This window comes from Nocardioides sp. LHG3406-4 (assembly GCF_049897745.1).
Classification (GTDB): Bacteria; Actinomycetota; Actinomycetes; order Propionibacteriales; family Nocardioidaceae; genus Nocardioides.
In genome coordinates this window covers 44,007-62,625 of sequence record NZ_JAFCWV010000006.1, presented here as the reverse complement: position 1 = coordinate 62,625, position 18,619 = coordinate 44,007, and the positions used below count along the sequence as shown (strand labels likewise).

The window sequence follows — 18,619 nt, the reverse complement described above, 5'->3', positions numbered from 1 at the left end:
TGACCCAGACCACATGTCTAGGTTTTCCACATGACGGCATCATATCCCACGATGCGGGAAACCACAACAGCCCTTCCGCTCACCGGCTTCCGCGTCCTCGACCTCACGAGATTCCTGTCCGGCCCCTACTGCACGATGGTCCTGGCCGAGCTCGGCGCCGACGTCATCAAGGTCGAGCAGCCGCACACCGGTGACGACTCCCGGCGGCTCGCCCCGAAGGTCAACGGCGAGAGCTACCCCTTCGCCATGCCGAACCGCAGCAAGCGCTCGGTCTCGCTCGACCTCAAGACCGACCGCGGTCGAGAGCTGTTCCTGCGCCTGGTCGCGGAGGCCGACCTCGTGATCGAGAACTTCCGGCCCGGCGTGGCCGACCGGCTCGGCATCGGGTACGACGACGTCCGCAAGGTCCGCGAGGACATCCTCTACTGCTCGATCAGCGGGTTCGGCCAGACCGGCCCGTACCGCGACCGGCCCGGCTTCGACATCATGGCCCAGGGCACGGTCGGCTTCCTGCGGATGACCGGTCCTCCCGACGGCCGGCCCGCGAAGGTCGGCATCGCCATCAACGACATCGCTGCCGGCGCCACGGCCATCTACTCGATCATGGCGGCCCAGATGGTCCGCACCCAGACCGGGACCGGCCAGTACATGGACATCTCCCTGGTCGACGCCGGGCTGGCCTGGACGGTGTGGGAGTCCGGGGCGTTCTTCGCCTCGGGCGAGGTCCCGCAGCCGACCGGCACCCGGCACCGTCGGTCCACGCCCTACCAGGCCTACCGCACCAGCGACGGGTTCGTCACGATCGGCGCCGCCAACGACCGCCTCTGGGAGCGGCTGGCCACGTCGGCGCTCGAGCGGCCCGAGTGGCTCGAGGACGCCCGCTTCCGCACGCTGCCCGACCGGATGGACCACATCGGCGAGCTCGAGGCGGAGATCGAGGCGATCACGATCACGCGCACCACGGACGAGTGGATCAAGATCATCGACAAGGCGGGCGTGCCGTGCGGGCAGGTGCTCACCTACGACGAGACGCTCAGCGACCCCCACGTGATCGCCCGCGACATGATCGCCGAGGTCGAGCACCCGATCATCGGCCCGATGAGGACGATCGGCCCGCCGACCAAGTTCTCGAACCTCGACTTCAGCGTCCGCGGCCCGGCGCCGTGGCTGGGCCAGCACACGGCCGAGGTCCTCCGCGAGACCGGCCTGACCGACGCCGAGATCGCCACGCTGTTCGACGACGGCGTCCTGTTCGACTCCCACCCCGACCTCGAGAGGGACCCACGATGACCGACCACCTCCTCGTCGAGCACCGCGACTCCGTCGCGACGATCGTGCTCAACCGGCCGGAGAGCCACAACGCCATCAACGTCGCGATGTACGGCGCCCTGCCTGACCTCGTGCGCGGGCTCGACGCTGACCCCGCCGTGAAGGTCATCGTGGTGCGCGGAGCCGGCCGGCACTCCTTCGCGTCCGGCGCCGACATCAGCGAGTTCGAGCAGGAGCGCGGCAGCGCCGAGCGGGCCCGCGGCTACAACGAGAAGGTAGCGGCCGCCGAGCACGCCATCGAGGAGCTGACCAAGCCGACCATCGCCATGGTCCACGGCTACTGCATCGGCGGTGGTGCCGGCCTGGCCCTGGCCTGCGACCTCCGGTTCGCCGACACCGACGCCAGGTTCGCCATCACCCCGGCCAAGCTGGGCCTGGTCTACAGCCTGGAGTCCACCAAGCGCATGGTCGACCTGGTCGGGCCCTCCCGGGCCACGTGGGTGCTCACCTCCGGGCTGCACATCCCGGCGCAGCGTGCCTACGAGCTGGGGCTGTTCGACGAGCTCACCGAGCCCGAGGAGCTGGAGAAGCTGACCTACGAGTTCGCCGACACCGTGGCCGGCCGCGCGCAGCTCAGCGTCCGGGCCGGCAAGGCCATGGTCCGCCGGGTCACCCAGGGACAGGTCCGCGACGACGACGAGACGACGCAGATCCGCAACAGCTCCTTCGACACCGAGGACTACGCGGAGGGCGTGCGCGCCTTCCTCGGCAAGCGGGCTCCCGAGTTCCGGTGGTCCTGATGTCCCACACGACTCCAGCTGCCGTCGACGTCGAGCTCGTCGTCGCGCGCGCGCAGGCTGCCGCCACGGACCCGGCACGCGAGTTCGGGTCGTTCTTCCTGACGAGGTTCCTCGACCTCGACATCGACTACGACGACGACGAGCAGACGTGCACCGTCACGCTGCCGTACGCCGTGCACCTGTGCAATCCGCAAGGCTCGGTGCACGGCGGCGTGATCACCACCGCCATCGACATCTCGATGGGTCACCTGTGCCACCGGTTCCTCTCCACCGCCGTAACGATCGAGATGCAGATGCGCTTCCTCCGCCCGCTCACCGGCACCGGCACCTGCACCGGGCGCGTGATCCGCGCCGGCCGGCGGATCGTCCACCTGGAGTCCCGGATGACCGACGACGACGGCCGACTGGTCGCCATGGGGACCGGCTCGTGGCACCGGCTGGACGTGCCGTCATGAGCTCCCCGCCCTTTGCACGACGCGCGCCCGCGCACCGCAACACCTGCCAGCAACGAGGAGATATGCCATGAAGCCGAACAAGATCGCCGCCCTGGCGACGGTGTCAGTACTCGCCCTGAGCGCCTGTGGAGGCGGCAGCGGATCCTCTGGCGGCGGGGACTACCCGTCCGAGGACATGGAGTGGACCATCGCGTTCGGTCCCGGCGGGGGCAACGACATCATGGCGCGCACGATGGTCGACATCATCCAGAAGTCGGACATGTACCCGGAGAACATCGTGGTGGAGAACCGCGAGGGCGGCAGCGGGGCCACCGGGTGGGGCTACCTGCTCGGCCAGTCCGGCACCGGCTACGGCATCTCCACCACCTCGGGCTCGTTCCTCACGACCCCGCTGCAGGCCGACACGGGCTGGACGCACGAGGACTTCACGCCCGTCGGCCTGCTCGCCGCTGACAACGCCCTGCTCCTCACTGCCGGCGACTCCGGCCTCGACGACTTCGAGTCGTGGGTGGCGCACGCCAAGGAGAAGGGCCGGGTCGTGGTCGGCGGGATCGGCACGATCAACGTCGACTACATCCTCCACCAGCTGATCGCCGACGCGGAGGGGTACGAGATCGAGTACATCCCCTACAACGAGGAGGGCCAGGTGCAGACCTCGCTGCTCTCGGGAGCGCTCGACGCCATGGTCTCCAACCCGGGGTCGATCATGGGCCAGATCGAGGCCGGCGAGATGAACCCGCTGCTGTTCACGGGCCCCGAGCGGCTCGACGACCTGCCGGACGTGCCGACCGGTGAGGAGAAGGGCATCACGGACCTGCCCTCGATGCCGCGCGGGCTGATCCTGCCCCCCGACGCGCCTGCCGAGGCGCAGGAGTGGTGGATCGACACCATGAAGGAGGTCATCGAGACCGACGAGTGGCAGACCTACCTCGACGAGAACCAGCTCGTCGAGGACGTCCGCTGGGGCGATGACTTCACGACGTACCTGGACGACACCACGGCCGCACTCAAGGAGACGCTCACCAGGGTCGGAGCGCTGTGACCACGATGACCGCGCCGGATGCGAGCCGAAGAGCGGAGGGCCCGACGCTGCCGTCCTGGGTCCGCCCCAAGGTGGTCTTCCTCCTCCTGGTCCTGGCGGTCCTCGCGGTCTACAGCGAGATGGCCTTCGAGCTCGAGTGGCGCACCGCCGCCGGCCGCATCGGCCCGGGGTTCTTCCCCCGGGTCGTCGGAGGCCTCGGCATCGTGCTGACCCTGGTGGCGCTCGTCCAGACGGTGCGGGCTCCCGCGGCGACCGACGAGACGGTGCCCCTGGAGGACGAGGTCGGGGACGCCGACCTGGGCCACCACCCGGTGCCTCTGGTGCTGCTGCTGGCCGCCTGCGTGGTCCTGGCCTCGACCCTGGTCGCGCTCGGCGCGATCGTGGCCTCGGCGATCTTCATGGTCGCCGTGCTCACGCTGCTCAACCGGGGGCACCTGGTCTTCAACCTGGTGCTCGGCCTGGGCCTGCCCGTGGCGCTCTACGTGCTGCTCCAGACCCTCCTCAACTCCGGGCTGCCCGAGGGCATCCTGCCCCGGTTCTGATCCTCATCTAGTCGGAGAGCGACCATGGACGTGTTCGACAACCTGGGCCAGGGCATCGCGGCCATCCTCACCGTGCAGAACCTGCTGCTGCTCCTCGCCGGGGTCATCTTGGGCATGGTCGTCGGAGTCATGCCCGGCCTCGGGCCCTCGGCCGGCCTCGCCATCCTGCTCCCCATCACCTTCACCCTCGACCCGACCAGCGCGATCGTCATGCTGGCCGCGGTCTACTACGGGGCGATGTACGGCGGCACGATCACGTCGGTGCTGATCAACACCCCCGGTGAGTCGGCGACGGTGGCCAGCACGTTCGACGGCTACCCGCTGGCCAAGCAGGGCCGGGCGGGGCCGGCACTGGTCATGGCCGCGGTAGCGTCGTTCGTGGCGGGGACCGTCGGCGCGGTGCTGATCAGCGTGGCCGCGCCGCTGACCGCCGCGGTCGCCGCGTCGTTCGGGCCGCCCGAGCTGTTCCTGGTCGTCGTCGCGGGCCTGCTGACGCTCATCGTGATCATCGGCGACAACAAGCTCCTCGGCCTGCTCTCCGCGCTGGTCGGCTTCGCCATCGCTACCGTGGGCATCGACATCGGGACGGGCCAGCAGCGCTACACGTTCGGCTCGGTCGAGCTCATCAACGGCATCGACTTCATCCCGGTCGCCATCGGCCTCTTCGGTGTGGGCGAGATCCTCTACACCCTGTGGCGTGGTGGTCACCTCGAGAAGCTGGGCTACTTCAAGGTCTCGCCGCGCGACCGGGGCTTCTGGCCCAACAGGGCCGACTACCGCGAGTCCGCCGGGCCGATGGCCCGCGGGTCCTTCCTCGGGTTCTTCGTCGGTGCCACGCCCGGCGCGGGCGCCACGGTGGCCTCGCTGATGTCGTACAACCTGGAGAAGTCGATCTCCAAGACTCCCGAGAAGTTCGGCAAGGGCGCGATGCCCGGGCTGGTGGGGCCGGAGGCGGCGAACAACGCCGCGTCGGCCGGCGCGATGGTGCCGCTGCTGACGTTGGGCATCCCCGGCTCGGCCGCGACGGCGGTGCTCATCGGAGGCTTCCTGATGTGGGGGCTGCAGCCCGGTCCGCTGCTGATGGAGCAGAACCCGGAGTTCGCCTGGGGCCTGATCGCCAGCATGTACCTCGGCAACGTGATGCTGCTCCTGGTCAACATCTTCTGCATCCCGGCCTTCGCCAGCATCGCCCGGGTCCCGTTCCGGCTGCTCGCCCCGATCGTCATCGTGGTCTGCGTGCTCGGCACGTTCACGGTCAACGGCAGCATCATCGAGGTCCAGATCATGCTGGCCTGCGGGGTCCTCGGCTTCTTCATGCGGCGCTTCGGCTTCTCGCCCGCCGCGCTGGTCATCGCGCTCGTGCTCGGGCCGATGGCCGAGGAGACCCTGCGGCAGACCCTGCTCATCTCCGACGGCAGCTTCGCGATCTTCGTCGAGCGCTCGACGTCGCTGGTGCTGCTGGTCGTGATCGGGCTGCTGCTCGCGCTGCCGCTCATCTCCCGGCTGATCAAGCAGGCGGCCGCGGCCCAGGTGCGCGAGATCGGCCGGGCCCGGCGGACCCGGGCCCGCCAGCGCCGCCACGACGTACCGGAGACGCCCGGCTCCGACGGCACGGACGACCGCGAGGACGACCGAGTGGAGTCGCCGTGATCCTGCACCTGGTCAGCACCGCAGGAGCAGCGCTCGCGGGAGCGGGGATCGCGACCCTGCTGCGCCTGCCCGCGGCACCTCTCCTCGGGGCCATGGCCGGCGTCGCCCTGCTCGGGCTGTTCTCGACCATGTCGTGGAGCATCCCCTCGACCGGGCGGTGGCTGGTCTACTGCCTGGTCGGGTGGCTGCTCGGTCAGACCATCACCCGCGAGGCGCTGGGGGTCCTGCGCACCGCCGCCGTGCCGATCCTGGTTACGGTGGGCCTATTCCTGCTCTTCGGGATCGTCATGGCCCTCGGGCTGTGGCGGTTCACCGATCTCGACGGACACACCGCCCTGCTCGCGACCGCACCGGGAGGCATCGCCCAGATGGGAGTCTTCTCGGCCGAGGCGAGGGCCAACGTGCCGGTGGTGCTGGCCATCCACCTGCTGCGGGTCACGTCGGTGATCGTGCTGATGAGCGTGGGACTCAAGCTGATGGGAGAACGTCCTTGAGCGCGACGTCGTACGCCGTCGTCGGCGGCGGGATCATCGGGCTGGCCGTCGCGGCCCGGCTCCAGGAGGTCGACCCGGACGCCTCGGTCACCGTCCTGGAGAAGGAGGACACCCTCGCCAGCCACCAGACCGGCCGCAACTCGGGCGTGGTGCACGCCGGCCTCTACTACGAGCCCGGGTCCCTCAAGGCCCGGCTCTGCCGGCGTGGTGTCGGGCTGCTGCGCGACTTCTGCCACGCGCACGACATCGCATACGACGAGATCGGCAAGGTGCTGGTGGCGCTCGACGAGCAGGACCGGTCGCGGCTCGGCGCGATCGAGGACCGTGCGCGTGCCAACGGCGTACCCGGTGTCCGACGCGTCGACGGCGCCGAGCTGCGCGAGATCGAGCCCCACGTGCAGGGAGTCGCCGGGCTGCACTCCCCCACGACGGCCATCGTCGACTTCCCCGGCGTCACCCGCGAGCTCGCCCGTCAGGTCGAGCTGCGCGGCGGCGAGGTGCACTGTGGCGTCACCGTCACCGACGTCGACGCCGACTCCACCGGCGGCGTGGTGCTCCGTGCCCGGACCGCCGACGGCAGCACCCGCGACCAGCGCTTCGACCGGGCGGTGCTGTGTGTCGGGCTGTTCAGCGACCGGCTGGCCGAGCGCGCCGGCGACGACCCTGACCCGAGGATCGTGCCCTTCCGGGGTGAGTACCTGCTGCTGCGGCCCGAGAGGCGCTCGCTGGTCAACGGGCTGGTCTACCCCGTCCCGGACCCGCGGTACCCGTTCCTCGGGGTGCACCTGACCCCTCGCGTGGACGGCGAGGTCATGGTCGGCCCGAACGCCGTCCTCGCGCTGGCCCGCGAGGGCTACCGCTGGGGAAACGTCTCGCTGCGCGACCTGCGTGAGATCGCGGCCTCCCCCGGCTTCCGGAGGTTCGCGCGCAGGCACTGGCGCACCGGCATCACTGAGATGGCCGGCTCACTGAGCCGCCGGCGCTTCGTGGCCGCCGCGCAGCGCTACGTGCCCGAGCTCCGCCTGGATGACGTCGTGCCGGGCCCGAGCGGCATCCGGGCGCAGGCGCTCGACCGGGCCGGCAACCTCGTCGACGACTTCCGGATCAGCATCCGCGGCCCGGTCGTGGCGCTTCGCAACGCGCCGTCGCCGGCCGCCACATCGAGCCTGGCCATCGCCGAGCACCTCGTGGACGCCATGCTCGGCCGCACCGACGACGGAGAAGACGCATGACCCACACCCCTCTCGAGCGCGGCCTGTGGGTCGTCCTGGCCACCCCGTTCGGCACCGACGACGACGTCGACCACGGCTCGCTCCGGCGCCAGGTCCACCTCGCGGAGCAGGTCGGGGCGGCCGGGCTGGTGGCCCTCGGCGTCTTCGGCGAGGCCGCCAGCCTGTCGTCCGCCGAGCACGCCGCGGTGCTCGCCACCGTCACCGCGGCCACCACGCTGCCTGTGGTGGTGGGCCTTCCTGCGCGCACCACCGCGGTCGCCGTCGAGCAGGCGCGCGGCTGCATCGGGGCCGCGACCCGCCCCCTCCGGGGGCTGATGGTGCAGGCTCACTCGCCCCGGCCCGAGCTGCTCATCGAGCACCTGCACGCGATCCACGATGCCACCGGCGCCGACGTGGTGCTCCAGGACTATCCCGTTGTCTCGGGAGTGCACGTCACCCCGGCGGCCCTGCTCGAGACCGTCGCGGCCTGCCCCTTCGTGATCGCGGTCAAGGCGGAGTCCACGCCCACCGCTCCATCGGTGGCCGCGCTCACGGCCGGCACGGCCCTTCCCGTCTTCGGCGGGCTGGGCGGCGTCGGCCTGGTCGACGAGCTGGCCTGCGGTGCCGCCGGCGCGATGACCGGCTTCAGCCACCCGGAGGCGCTGCGCACCGCGTTGACGGCGTACGACGACGGGGGCTTCGCCGCGGCCCGCGCGGCCTGGGCGCCGTGGCTGCCGCTGGCGAACTTCGAGGGCCAGGTGGGCATCGGGCTCGCCCTGCGCAAGGCGATCCTCTACCGCCGCGGCGTACTGGCCACCCGGCGGGTGCGCCCGCCGGCCCCCGGCGTACCCCCGCTCCTGGAGCCGGTCCTGGCCCAGCACCTCTCTACCCTTCCCTCAACACAGGAGGTCTCCTGATGGACCTGGGTCTGACCGACAAGGTCGCCGTCGTCCTCGGCTCGACATCCGGACTCGGCCGGGCCAGCGCCCGGGCCCTGGCCGGCGAAGGCGCGCACGTCGTGGTCGTCGGCAGGCGACAGGAGCTCGTCGACGAGCTCGCTGCCTCCCTGCCCTCGGCCGCGGGCGTGGTGGCGGACGTGACCGATCCCGGTGCGCCAGCGATCATCGCGGATGCGGCACGTTCGGCCTTCGGCAGCATCGACGTGCTGGTCCTCAACGGCGGTGGCCCCGCCCCCGGCACCGCCCCCGACCTCACGGCGGACGGAGCCAGGGCCGCCACCGACCTGTTGCTCACCCCGCACGTCGCCATGGTGGGCGAGGTCCTGCCCGGCATGCGCGAGGCCGGTTGGGGCCGCATCATCGCGATCGGCTCCAGCGGCGTGCAGCAGCCGATCCCGACCCTCACCTCGTCCAACATCGGCCGGGCCGCGCTGGCGGCCTACCTGAAGACGCTCGCCGGCGCCGTCGCCCGCGACGGGGTCACCGTCAACATGGTGCTCCCCGGGCGCATCGACACCGACCGGGTCACCGCCCTGGACCGGGCCGCTGCCGAAGGCAGCAACACCGGCGCCGCCGAGGTCCGGGCCGCCTCGGAGGCGGCCATCCCCGTCGGTCGCTACGGAGACCCTGACGAGTTCGCCGCCGTCGTCACGTTCCTGGCCGGCCGCCCCGCGGCGTACGTCACCGGCGAGCAGGTCCGCTGCGACGGCGGGATGGTCGCGAGCTACTGAGCGACCCGGCACCGACCGGCCCCACCCCCACCTGCGAGGAGCAACCATGAACCTGGCCACCATCGACCACCACGGCCACGGCGTACCCGTCCTGGTCGACCCGACGCGCGGCGTGGTGCGGCTGGACCGGCTCACCGACGATGCACCCGCCGACGTGATGTCGGTGATCGAGGACGAGCGGTACGCCGAGCTCGTGAAGGCGGCCGGCGCGGCCGACGCCGACGCCTTCGAGCCGACCGGGTCGGTGCGGTTCACCGCGCCGTACCGCCGGCCGCACAAGATCTGGGGGATCGGGCTGAACTACGTCGCCCATGCCGCCGACCTGTCCGAGAGCGTCCCTGAGGAGCCCGCGTCCTTCATCAAGGGCGACCACACGATCATCGGCACCGGCGACGCGATCCCCATCCCGCACCAGAGCGAGCGGACCACCGCGGAGGGTGAGCTCGGGCTCGTCATCGGCCGCTACTGCCGCGACGTGAGCGAGGCGGACGCGATGGACTACGTCTTCGGCGTCACGACCGTCCTGGACCAGACCGCCGAGGACATCCTGCAGCGCAACCCGCGCTTCCTCACCCGCTCGAAGAACTTCCCGGGGTTCTTCTCGTTCGGCCCGGAGATCGTGCCGATGGCCACGCTGCTCGAGCGCTTCGACACCATCGGCGACGTGGAGGTGTCGACGGTCGTCAACGGCGACGAGAGCCGCACGAACACCGTTGAGATGATGCGCTACAGCCCGGCGTTCCTGGTCAGCTTCCACAGCGCCGTGATGCCGCTCTACCCGGGCGACGTGATCTCCACCGGCACGCCCGGCGCGATCCACGTGCGGCCGGGGGACATCGCGGAGTGCCGCATCCCGGGGGTGGGCCAGCTGGTCAACCCGGTGGTCGCGGGCTGAGCCGGCTCAGCCGACGACGACCTCGACCCGCTGGAACTCCTTGAGCTCGGTGTAGCCGGTCGTCGCCATCGAGCGCCGCAGCGCCCCGATGAGGTTCATCGTGCCGTCGGCCACCCGGGAGGGTCCGAAGAGGATCTCCTCGAGCGACCCGATCGGGCCGAACTCCACGCGCTCGCCGCGCGGCAGCTCGGCGTGGTGGGCCTCGGCGCCCCAGTGGAAGCCGCGGCCGGGCGCGTCCGTGGCGCGCGCCAGCGGCGAGCCGACCATGACGGCGTCGGCACCGCAGGCGACGGCCTTGGCGATGTCGCCCGAGCGGCCGATGGAGCCGTCGGCGATGACGTGGACGTAGCGCCCGCCCGACTCGTCGAGGTAGTCGCGCCGGGCTGCTGCGACGTCGGCCACTGCGCTCGCCATCGGCACCGCGATGCCCAGGACCGTGCGCGTGGTGTGCGCCGCTCCCCCGCCGAACCCGACGAGTACGCCGGCCGCGCCGGTGCGCATCAGGTGCAGGGCGGCCTGGTAGGTCGCGCAGCCGCCCACGATGACCGGCACGTCGAGCTCGTAGATGAACTCCTTGAGGTTGAGCGGCTCGGCCTGGCTGGAGACGTGCTCGGCCGAGACGGTGGTGCCGCGGATGACGAACATGTCGACGCCGGCGTCGACCACGGCCTTGCCGAACTCCTTGGTCCGCTGCGGGGAGAGCGACCCGGCGACGGTCACGCCGGCCTCCCGCATCTGCTTGAGCCGGGCGGTGATCAGCTCGGGCTTGATCGGCTCGGCGTACATCTCCTGCATGCGCTGGGTGGCGTCACTGCCGTGCAGCCCCGCGACCTCCTCGAGCAGGCCGGACGGGTCGTCGTACCTGGTCCAGAGGCCCTCGAGGTTGAGGACGCCGAGCCCGCCGAGCTTGCCGAAGGCGATCGCCGTCGACGGCGACATCACCGAGTCCATGGGCGCGGCCAGCACCGGCAGCTCGAACCTGTAGGCGTCGATCTGCCAGGCGACGCTCACCTCCTCGGGGTCGCGGGTGCGCCGCGAGGGCACGATCGCGATGTCGTCGAAGGAGTAGGACTGGCGGGCGCGCTTGGCCTTGCCGATCTCGATCTCGGTCACGGCACCACCCTATCCGCGACGGACGGCCCCACCCCGAGGGGTGAGGCCGTCCACGCGGGTGTGCTGCGACGTCAGCGGCCGGAGTAGGCCCAGGCGCTCACGTTGAGGGTGTTCTCCAGCCCGGTGAAGCCCTCGACCGGCGTGTAGGTGTCGGTGAGGAACCGGACGTTGGTGTCGTCGGCGGTGCCTCCGACGTTGTCCGGGCCGACGCCGTACAGGTTGAAGGCGAAGTTGGCGCCGCCGGAGTCCATCATGTTGCCGATCTCGTCGGCGTTGTCGGTGTGGTAGCTGCCGATCGTGTGACCGACCTCGTGGGCGACGACGTTGCCGACCGCGGCCGACACGAACCTCACCCGGTCGCTCGACGCGTTCATGAAGGTGTTGAGCGACGAGATCGGACCGGCCGCGGCGCTCAGCACGTCGAGCAGCACGATCGCCTCGTCCTCGTGCCCGTAGTTGCCCGGGTCGATGTACTGGGCGATGCCGATCGTGCTGATGCCGGTCTCCGCGATCGTGCCGGCGACGTAGATCCGCGACACGTTCTCCTTGCCGATCAGGTCGGCGTTGGTGCGGGCGTTGAGCACCTCGACGTTGACGTCGGGGTTGAGCCCACTGGACTGCAGCTCGGCCTGGAGGTTGGCACGGACGGTGTCGACGACGCGGTTCTCGACCTTGCGCGCGTCGGCCCGGGCGATGCCCCACTTCGGCACGAAGGAGGAGAACGGCGACACGTCGACCACGCCCGAGAGCGAGCCCCAGGTGGCTGCGTTGACGCGCCCCGGGTCGAAGTCGAGGAGCACCGTCTGGGTGCGGGCGGTGCGGTCGAGCTCGGCGCCCGGCCGGTAGCCCTCGACGGTCACGTCGTAGGCGCCCACCGCGCCGGTCACCTCGACGGCGTACCAGCCGGCCTCCTCCGCGACGTAGGCGATGGTCGTGTTGCCGCCGCCGGGCAGAGGGGAGGTGGGCGGGTAGAGCGACGAGGCGTCGGTGCCGACGCCGCCGACGCGCCGCTCACCACTGGGCGTGGTGACCGCGAGTCCGGTGGCGCCCCCGTTGCCGACCGCGCCGACGGTGTCACCCGGGCGCAGGCGCACGGAGTAGAAGTCGGCGTCGACCTGCTGCACGGAGATGGCGAGGTTGTAGGCGCCGTCGTCCGCTCCGCCGAAGCCGCTGCCGGAGTCGAACGGGTCCTCGGGGAGCGGGCCTGCCAGCGAGTAGCCGGCGACCAGGACGTAGTAGGTGCCCGGGGCCTCGGGCGTGTAGCTCAGGTTGCTGGACGTGCCGGTGCCGCTGTCGTCGTCGGCCGCCAGTGCGGTGCCCTCGGCGTCGTAGACGGCGATGATCGTGTCGGTGGTCGCCGCGCTTCCCTCGGTGTTGGCCGTGATGGAGTTCCCGGCAGCGACATCGACCTTGTAGAAGTCGAAGTCGTTGGTGTCGTCGCCGGGAGGGTTGCCGTGCGGGCCGTCGCCGAGCACGGACGTGGTCTTGACCGCCCCTGCGCCGGTGATGCCGGTGGCGGTGGCGAGCGGGATGGAGCCCTGGTCCTCGGCCGTGGTGATCGTGCGCGCGGCGGGGCCGCTCAGGTTGGCGAGCTCGCCGAGGATGCGCACCCGGTTGTTCCGGGAGTTCGCGGTGCCGAACTCGGCGATCGGCTCGGCGTTGGGCGCCGTGTCGTTGGAGCCCGCGCTGCCGGCCGGCTCCTCCTCGTCGTGGACGAACGCCGGCGGCAGAGCCGACGCCGCTGCGGACGCCGCTTCCCTGCGGTTGGCCGAGAGCTTCGCGGAGTCGGCGCGCTGCTCCGCCTTCGCGTGCATCCGCTTGTTCCACGTGAAGTAGTCGGCGTCGGTGACGCTGGGCAGATTGGCCAGGTAGGGGTTCGGGCTGAGCGCGGCTCCCCCTGCCTTGCTGGTTGCCTTGCCGGTTGCTTTGCGGGCGGCCAGGTCGGACGCCTTGGGTGCCACCTGGATGCCGAGGTCTAGGGCGTCCTGCTGTGCCGCAGTGACGCTACCCCCGTCTCCGGCGGCCGCAGTGGACAGTGTTGGAATGGTGAGACTGGCTACGGCGGCGACGCCGACCGCAGCTGCGAAGGTTTTTCGCACGTGGTTCCCTCTCCCGAGATTCGCGGATCGAGACCACCACTCACGCTCGTGACGCGAACAGGGCCCCGAATCCCTGATCTCAGGAAGGTAGGGGGCGGCCGTACTCCTCGTCCAGCCCCCGACCGGAGGACTTCCGGCGCGCCCCGCAGCGATCAGCGACCGGAGTAGTTCGGCGCCTCGACCGTCATCTGCACGTCGTGCGGGTGGCTCTCCTTGAGCGAGGCCGAGGTGATCCGGACGAACCGGCCCTTCTCCTGGAGCTCGGGAACGGTCCGCGCGCCGACGTAGAACATCGACTGGGTCAGCCCCCCGATCAGCTGGTGGGCGACCGCCGCCAGGGGCCCGCGGTAGGCGACCTGGCCCTCCACACCCTCAGGCACGAGGTGGTCGTCGCTGACGACCTCGGCCTGGAAGTACCGGTCCTTGGAGTAGGACTTCTTGCCGCGGCTGCTCATCGCGCCCAAAGAGCCCATGCCGCGGTAGGCCTTGAACTGCTTGCCGCTCACGAACACGACCTCGCCCGGCGACTCCTCGCAGCCGGCGAGCATCGAGCCGATCATGACCGTCTCGGCGCCGGCGGCGATGGCCTTCGCGATGTCACCCGACTGCTGCAGGCCGCCGTCTGCGATCACGGGCACGCCGGCCGGCTTCGCCGCGAGCGATGCCTCGTAGACGGCGGTGATCTGGGGTACGCCGCAGCCGGTCACGACCCGCGTCGTGCAGATGGAGCCGGGACCGAAGCCCACCTTCACGGCGTCGGCGCCCGCGTCGACGAACGCCTGGGCGCCGTCCCGCGTGGCGACGTTTCCGCCGATCACCTGGACGTGGCGGGTCGCCGGGTCGCTCTTGAGTCGCGCGACCATGTCGAGCAGCATCCGCACGTGGCCGTGGGCGGTGTCGGCGACGAGGACGTCCACGCCCGCCTCGATGAGCGTCGTGGCGCGCTCCCACGCGTCACCGAAGTAGCCGATCGCGGCACCCACCATCAGCCGGCCGTCGGCGTCCTTGGACGCGTGCGGGAACTGCTCGGACTTCACGAAGTCCTTGACGGTGATCAGGCCGCCGAGGCGGCCGTCGTCCTCGATGAGGGGAAGGCGCTCGCGCTTGTGCTTGCGCAACAGCAGGGTCGCGTCCTCGCGGGAGATGCCGACCTGGCCGGTGACCAGCGGCATCGGGGTCATCACCTCGTCCACCTTGGTGGTCGCCCACTCCGCGACGGGCGTGAACCTCAGGTCGCGGTTGGTGATGATGCCCAGCAGGTGGTTGCCGGCGTCGACGACGGGCAGGCCCGAGACGCGGTACTCGCCGCAGATCCGGTCGAGCTCCTCCAGGGTCGCGTCCGGCCCGATCGTGACGGGGTTGGAGATGATCCCGGTCTGGGTGCGCTTGACGAGGTCGACCTGGTAGGCCTGGTCCTCGAGCGACAGGTTGCGGTGCAGCACGCCGAGACCGCCCTGGCGGGCCATGGCGATGGCCATCCGTGACTCGGTGACCGTGTCCATCGCGGCACTCACCAGAGGCACCCGCAGGCTGATCTCGCGGGTCAGGCGCGACGTGGTGTCGATCTCGGAGGGGTTCAGGTCGGACATGCCGGGCAGCAGCAGCACGTCGTCGTAGGTCAGGCCGAGCGCCGCGAACTTGTCGGGCACACCCTCGTAGTTGACACCGTCAGTCATGGGTCAGCGACGACCTTTCGCGAGCCGGGGAACGAGACCCCATCCTACGTGGGCGTCCGAAGGGAGGAGTGCCGCCCTCGACTGGTGAGCGACCGGGTCCATCCGGTTGTTGGAACGTTCGCACAACGGCGGTTGCGCGAACGTTCCAACACCGGTCCGATCTCTGGTGCGAACGTTCCATCAACGGTCCGATCTCTGGTGCGAACGTTCCATCAACGGTCCGATCTCTGGTGCGAACGTTCCAACAACGCCCGTCGCGCGAACGGTCCAACAAGCGCACAGGCTCCTCGAGAGGCCGGTCAGAGCGACTCGGTCGGCTTGATCGGCTCCGGTGCCTTCGCCGGGACCGGCCTCGGCCCGGTGCGCAGGTGCCACACCCAGCAGAGCATTCCGCCGAGCACCAGCACCGTCGACCCGAGGGCCAGGGTCAGCACCGAGTGCGTGACCCACGGCGTCACGACCGCGGCAGTGATGCCGTTGAGCAGCAGCGCGAAGAACGTGAACATCGACACCGAGGCGCCACGGGAGCGCGGAAACATGTCGAGCAGCACCAGCTGCAGGGTGGGGTACGCCGCGGCGGTACCGACCGCGATCAGCCCAGGTCCGACGACGGCGTACGGCAGCTCGGCCGCCGTCGGCAGCAGCGCCAGCCCGACGTTGAGCAGGGCGGCGCCCGAGGCGAAGAGCAGTGACCACGTCACGAGGCGACGACCCGACACCCGGCCCGCCGCCCGGCCGCTGACCCACGCGCCCAGCATCACCCCGGAGATCATCGGCAGGAAGAACACCCAGAAGTCGAGCTCGCCCTTCCCGAGCAGGTCGACGACGAAGATCGGTGCCGAGCCGATGTAGATGAACTGGCCCGCGAAGCTGAGGGCGGCAGCCCACGCGACCCGGTGGAAGCGCAGGTCGCGCGACACCTCACCGAGGCTGGCGAGCAGCGACCCGACGGCCAGCGGCGTACGACGCTCCTTCGGGTGGGTCTCCGGCAGGAAGACCGCCACCAGGGCGACCAGGAGCAGTCCCACGACGGCGAGGAACCAGAAGATCACCGGCCATGGTCCGGCCTGCAAGAGGAAGCCGCCGACGATCGGTGCGATCGCCGGCGCTGCCCCGAAGATCATCATCACCCGGCTCATCAGCCGCTGGGCCTGGGGTCCGTCGAAGACGTCGCGGATCACGGTACGGCTCACGATGACCCCGCCGCCTGCGCTGAGGCCCTGGAGGACGCGGAACGTCAGCAGCATCGGCAACGACGTCGAGAAGGCGCAGCCGATCGACGCGACCGCGAACACCGCGCACCCGCCCAGGATCACCGGACGCCGGCCGATCGCGTCGGAGAGCGGGCCGTGGAAGGGGCTCATCAGGCCGAACGACAGCAGGTAGGCGCTCACCACGAGCTGCATCTGGTCGGTGCTGACGTCGAGGTCGGCGCCCATCCTCTTGAACGCCGGGAACGGCGTGTCGATGCTGAACGGGCCGAGCATGGACAGCCCTGCGAGCAGCAGCGGAACCACGAGCATGGCGGTCTTCGGGGACATCCGGGACCGGCCCGCGAACGACACGACTGGCTGCGAGGGCACGCTCCACCCTCGCAGACCGTCAGCGCATTGAGGACTTCAGGTCGCGCACCAGCACTCGCACGGTCAGGACATCGGCGGCCATCCGGATCCGGCCCCGCAGCCCGGCGGCCAGCACCATGGGCAGTGCCGCCTGGTTGTCGGCGTTGGTCGTGAGGACCAGCTCGCCGATGCCGCGGGAGCCCGCCAGTCGGACGGCCTCGACCAGCAGCCGGGTGCCAACGCCCCGACGCCGCCATGCCGGGTCGACCCGCAGGTAGAGCGGGCGGACCCCGGGCTCGCCCCCCTCCGGCCGCAGGGTCGCGAGGCCGACCACGGTGCCCTCGACCATCGCCTCGACGGTCTCACCCAGCACGGTGTACGACGGCACCTGGCCGCCGCCGATCCGGCGGCCCGGCGGCGGGCTGTCGGCCCTCAGGCGGGCCAGGACGTCGCTGACGAGGTCGGCCATCGAAGCCGCTCGCGCATGCTCGGTGGCTGTGAACGGCGCGGTCCGGCGTACCTGCACCGAGACTTCGCCCACAGCCATCTCGATGACGTCCTGGACGGGCGCGTAGTCGCCCGGCACTGGATCCGCCTCGGCGTCGAAGAGCCCAGCCACCACTTCCGGGAAGCTCGCCGGCTGGGCCAGGACCGTGCGCGCCGCCTGCACGTAGCGGGTCGGCTGGTCGACGAGCGCCGACTCCGTGCAGCGGGCGGCGCTCACCGCGCGCCCCCCGGACGCCTCGACCAGCGCCGCGAGATCTGGCAGCCCCCAGTCCTCCGGCGTGCCCAGCACGAGCTCGTCGGTGACCCGCTCGACGCCGGGGAAGATCTGGAGGCCGAGGATGTTGACTCCGGCCTCACCGCAGTGCAGGGCGAGCGCCGCGAGGGCGCCTGGCCGGTCGGGCAGGGTGGTGCGGACGCGCCAGAGCATGGCTGCTCCTCCGATGGATGTCATGGTGCCGTGGAGCCACAGCCTCCCCCGCTCGCGTTGCGTGACGACGGCGTGCGTGTTTCGGCGTTGCTACGAGCGTCGCTGGGTAGCCTCGGTCCATGAGCGGCGTGGTCGACCGGATCGACCGGTTCCAGGAGCGGCATCCGCTCGTGTCGTTCCCCCTCGCGGTCGTCTACAAGTTCTTCGACGACCAGGGCAACTACCTCGCCGCGATCCTCACCTACTACGCGTTCGTGGCGATCTTCCCGCTGATGCTGCTCGGTACGTCGATCCTGGGCTTCATCCTCGAGGGCAGGCCGGGCTGGCAGGAGGACATCCTCAACTCCGCGCTCAGCCAGTTCCCGATCATCGGCGAGGAGCTGGGCAGGCCCGAGGGGCTGAGCGGGTCGGTCGGGGGTGTCGCGGTCGGCGCCCTCGCGGCCCTGTACGGCGCCCTTGGCCTGGGGCAGGCGGTGCAGAACAGCATGCACGTGGTCTGGTCGGTGCCGCGCAACAGCCGTCCCAACCCGATCTACGCGCGGGTCAAGAGCCTGCTGCTCATCATGACCGCCGGCGCGTCGCTCCTCGCGGTCACCGTCGTGTCGGCGATCGCCAGCACCACGGAGGCCTTCAACGAGTGGCTGAACACCTCGGTGAAGTGGCTGCTCCCGGTGGTCACGGTGCTGGTGATCGGCTGCGGCCTCACCACCCTGTTCCGCTTCGCGGCAACCGGCCAGCACAGCCTGCGCCGGGCCGCGCCCGGCGGCTTCACCCTGGCCGTCCTGTGGCAGCTGCTGCAGTACATCGGTGCGGCGTACGTCGCTGCCGTGCTCGTGGGCACCAGCTCGATGACGAAGATCTTCGGACTCGTGCTCGGCCTGGTCGGGTTCCTCTACATCGGCTCGGTGATGGCCGTGCTGGCCATGGAGGTCAACGTGGTGATCGCCCGGCGGCTCTACCCGCGGGCGCTGCTGACCCCGTTCACCGACAACGTGCGGCTGACGGGCGCAGACCGCCGGGCCTACACGGGCTACGCCCAGATGCAGCGGCACAAGGGGTTCGAGACGGTCGAGGTCGTGTTCGCCGACCGCAGCGCCGAGCCCGACGAGCGCGGCCCCCACGACGGTCCCGACCCGGCGCGCGCCCAGCCCGACCGGCCACCGGCGAAGGCCGGGCCGGAGGACTGA

17 protein-coding genes are annotated in these 18,619 nt (G+C 70.8%); 12 read left to right on the top strand and 5 right to left on the bottom strand.

The window, feature by feature from the left end; genetic code table 11:
- Positions 1–30 precede the first annotated feature (30 nt).
- The 11 genes from ACP7BP_RS18935 (at position 31) to ACP7BP_RS18885 (ending at position 10,048) form a co-directional block, all read left to right on the top strand.
- On the top strand, positions 31–1,290 hold the full coding sequence (locus tag ACP7BP_RS18935) for a CaiB/BaiF CoA transferase family protein (RefSeq protein ID WP_426246881.1): 1,260 nt from the start codon (positions 31–33) through the stop codon (positions 1,288–1,290).
- Positions 1,287–2,069, top strand: a complete 783-nt coding sequence (locus ACP7BP_RS18930) for an enoyl-CoA hydratase-related protein (protein ID WP_426246879.1) — start codon at positions 1,287–1,289, stop codon at positions 2,067–2,069. The genes ACP7BP_RS18935 and ACP7BP_RS18930 overlap by 4 nt, the downstream gene beginning before the upstream one ends.
- Complete coding sequence (locus tag ACP7BP_RS18925) at positions 2,069–2,524, top strand: PaaI family thioesterase (protein ID WP_426246877.1); 456 nt, start codon at positions 2,069–2,071, stop codon at positions 2,522–2,524. Before ACP7BP_RS18930 ends, ACP7BP_RS18925 begins: the two co-directional genes overlap by 1 nt.
- Before the next feature lie 67 nt (positions 2,525–2,591).
- Positions 2,592–3,566 carry a Bug family tripartite tricarboxylate transporter substrate binding protein gene (locus ACP7BP_RS18920; RefSeq protein WP_426246875.1) on the top strand — a complete coding sequence of 325 codons (975 nt, stop codon included), beginning with the start codon at positions 2,592–2,594 and terminating at the stop codon, positions 3,564–3,566.
- A gap of 5 nt (positions 3,567–3,571) precedes the next feature.
- Entirely contained in the window at positions 3,572–4,108 is a 537-nt protein-coding gene (locus ACP7BP_RS18915) for a tripartite tricarboxylate transporter TctB family protein (protein WP_426247184.1), read from the top strand.
- A 24-nt stretch (positions 4,109–4,132) separates the two neighbouring features.
- Complete coding sequence (locus ACP7BP_RS18910; protein WP_426246873.1) at positions 4,133–5,758, top strand: tripartite tricarboxylate transporter permease; 1,626 nt, start codon at positions 4,133–4,135, stop codon at positions 5,756–5,758.
- Entirely contained in the window at positions 5,755–6,252 is a 498-nt protein-coding gene (locus ACP7BP_RS18905) for an AbrB family transcriptional regulator (protein WP_426246871.1), read from the top strand. The genes ACP7BP_RS18910 and ACP7BP_RS18905 overlap by 4 nt, the downstream gene beginning before the upstream one ends.
- Complete coding sequence (gene lhgO, locus ACP7BP_RS18900) at positions 6,249–7,484, top strand: L-2-hydroxyglutarate oxidase (protein WP_426246869.1); 1,236 nt, start codon at positions 6,249–6,251, stop codon at positions 7,482–7,484. Before ACP7BP_RS18905 ends, lhgO begins: the two co-directional genes overlap by 4 nt.
- Positions 7,481–8,380: a dihydrodipicolinate synthase family protein gene (locus ACP7BP_RS18895; protein WP_426246867.1), complete on the top strand. Its 900-nt coding sequence runs from the start codon at positions 7,481–7,483 to the stop codon at positions 8,378–8,380. The genes lhgO and ACP7BP_RS18895 overlap by 4 nt, the downstream gene beginning before the upstream one ends.
- Positions 8,380–9,153, top strand: coding sequence for an SDR family oxidoreductase (locus ACP7BP_RS18890; protein ID WP_426246866.1), 774 nt, complete (start codon positions 8,380–8,382; stop codon positions 9,151–9,153). Before ACP7BP_RS18895 ends, ACP7BP_RS18890 begins: the two co-directional genes overlap by 1 nt.
- Before the next feature lie 46 nt (positions 9,154–9,199).
- Complete coding sequence (locus ACP7BP_RS18885; protein ID WP_426246864.1) at positions 9,200–10,048, top strand: fumarylacetoacetate hydrolase family protein; 849 nt, start codon at positions 9,200–9,202, stop codon at positions 10,046–10,048.
- 6 nt (positions 10,049–10,054) lie between these two features.
- Here the strand turns inward: ACP7BP_RS18885 and ACP7BP_RS18880 are convergent, their stop codons facing one another.
- The 5 genes from ACP7BP_RS18880 to ACP7BP_RS18860 all read right to left on the bottom strand — a co-directional run bounded on the left by ACP7BP_RS18880 (position 10,055) and on the right by ACP7BP_RS18860 (position 17,432).
- Positions 10,055–11,161, bottom strand: a complete 1,107-nt coding sequence (locus tag ACP7BP_RS18880; RefSeq protein WP_426246862.1) for a GuaB3 family IMP dehydrogenase-related protein — start codon at positions 11,159–11,161, stop codon at positions 10,055–10,057.
- 71 nt (positions 11,162–11,232) lie between these two features.
- Positions 11,233–13,260, bottom strand: a complete 2,028-nt coding sequence (locus ACP7BP_RS18875) for a pre-peptidase C-terminal domain-containing protein (protein WP_426246860.1) — start codon at positions 13,258–13,260, stop codon at positions 11,233–11,235.
- A gap of 152 nt (positions 13,261–13,412) precedes the next feature.
- Positions 13,413–14,936: an IMP dehydrogenase gene (gene guaB, locus ACP7BP_RS18870; RefSeq protein WP_426246859.1), complete on the bottom strand. Its 1,524-nt coding sequence runs from the start codon at positions 14,934–14,936 to the stop codon at positions 13,413–13,415.
- A gap of 299 nt (positions 14,937–15,235) precedes the next feature.
- On the bottom strand, positions 15,236–16,519 hold the full coding sequence (locus ACP7BP_RS18865; RefSeq protein ID WP_426246858.1) for a multidrug effflux MFS transporter: 1,284 nt from the start codon (positions 16,517–16,519) through the stop codon (positions 15,236–15,238).
- Positions 16,520–16,538: 19 nt separating this feature from the next.
- A complete protein-coding gene (locus ACP7BP_RS18860) occupies positions 16,539–17,432 on the bottom strand; it encodes a GNAT family N-acetyltransferase (protein WP_426246856.1) in 894 nt (297 codons plus the stop codon).
- A 119-nt stretch (positions 17,433–17,551) separates the two neighbouring features.
- On the opposite strand from ACP7BP_RS18860, the gene ACP7BP_RS18855 reads away from it, so the two are divergent.
- Entirely contained in the window at positions 17,552–18,619 is a 1,068-nt protein-coding gene (locus ACP7BP_RS18855) for a YihY/virulence factor BrkB family protein (protein ID WP_426246854.1), read from the top strand.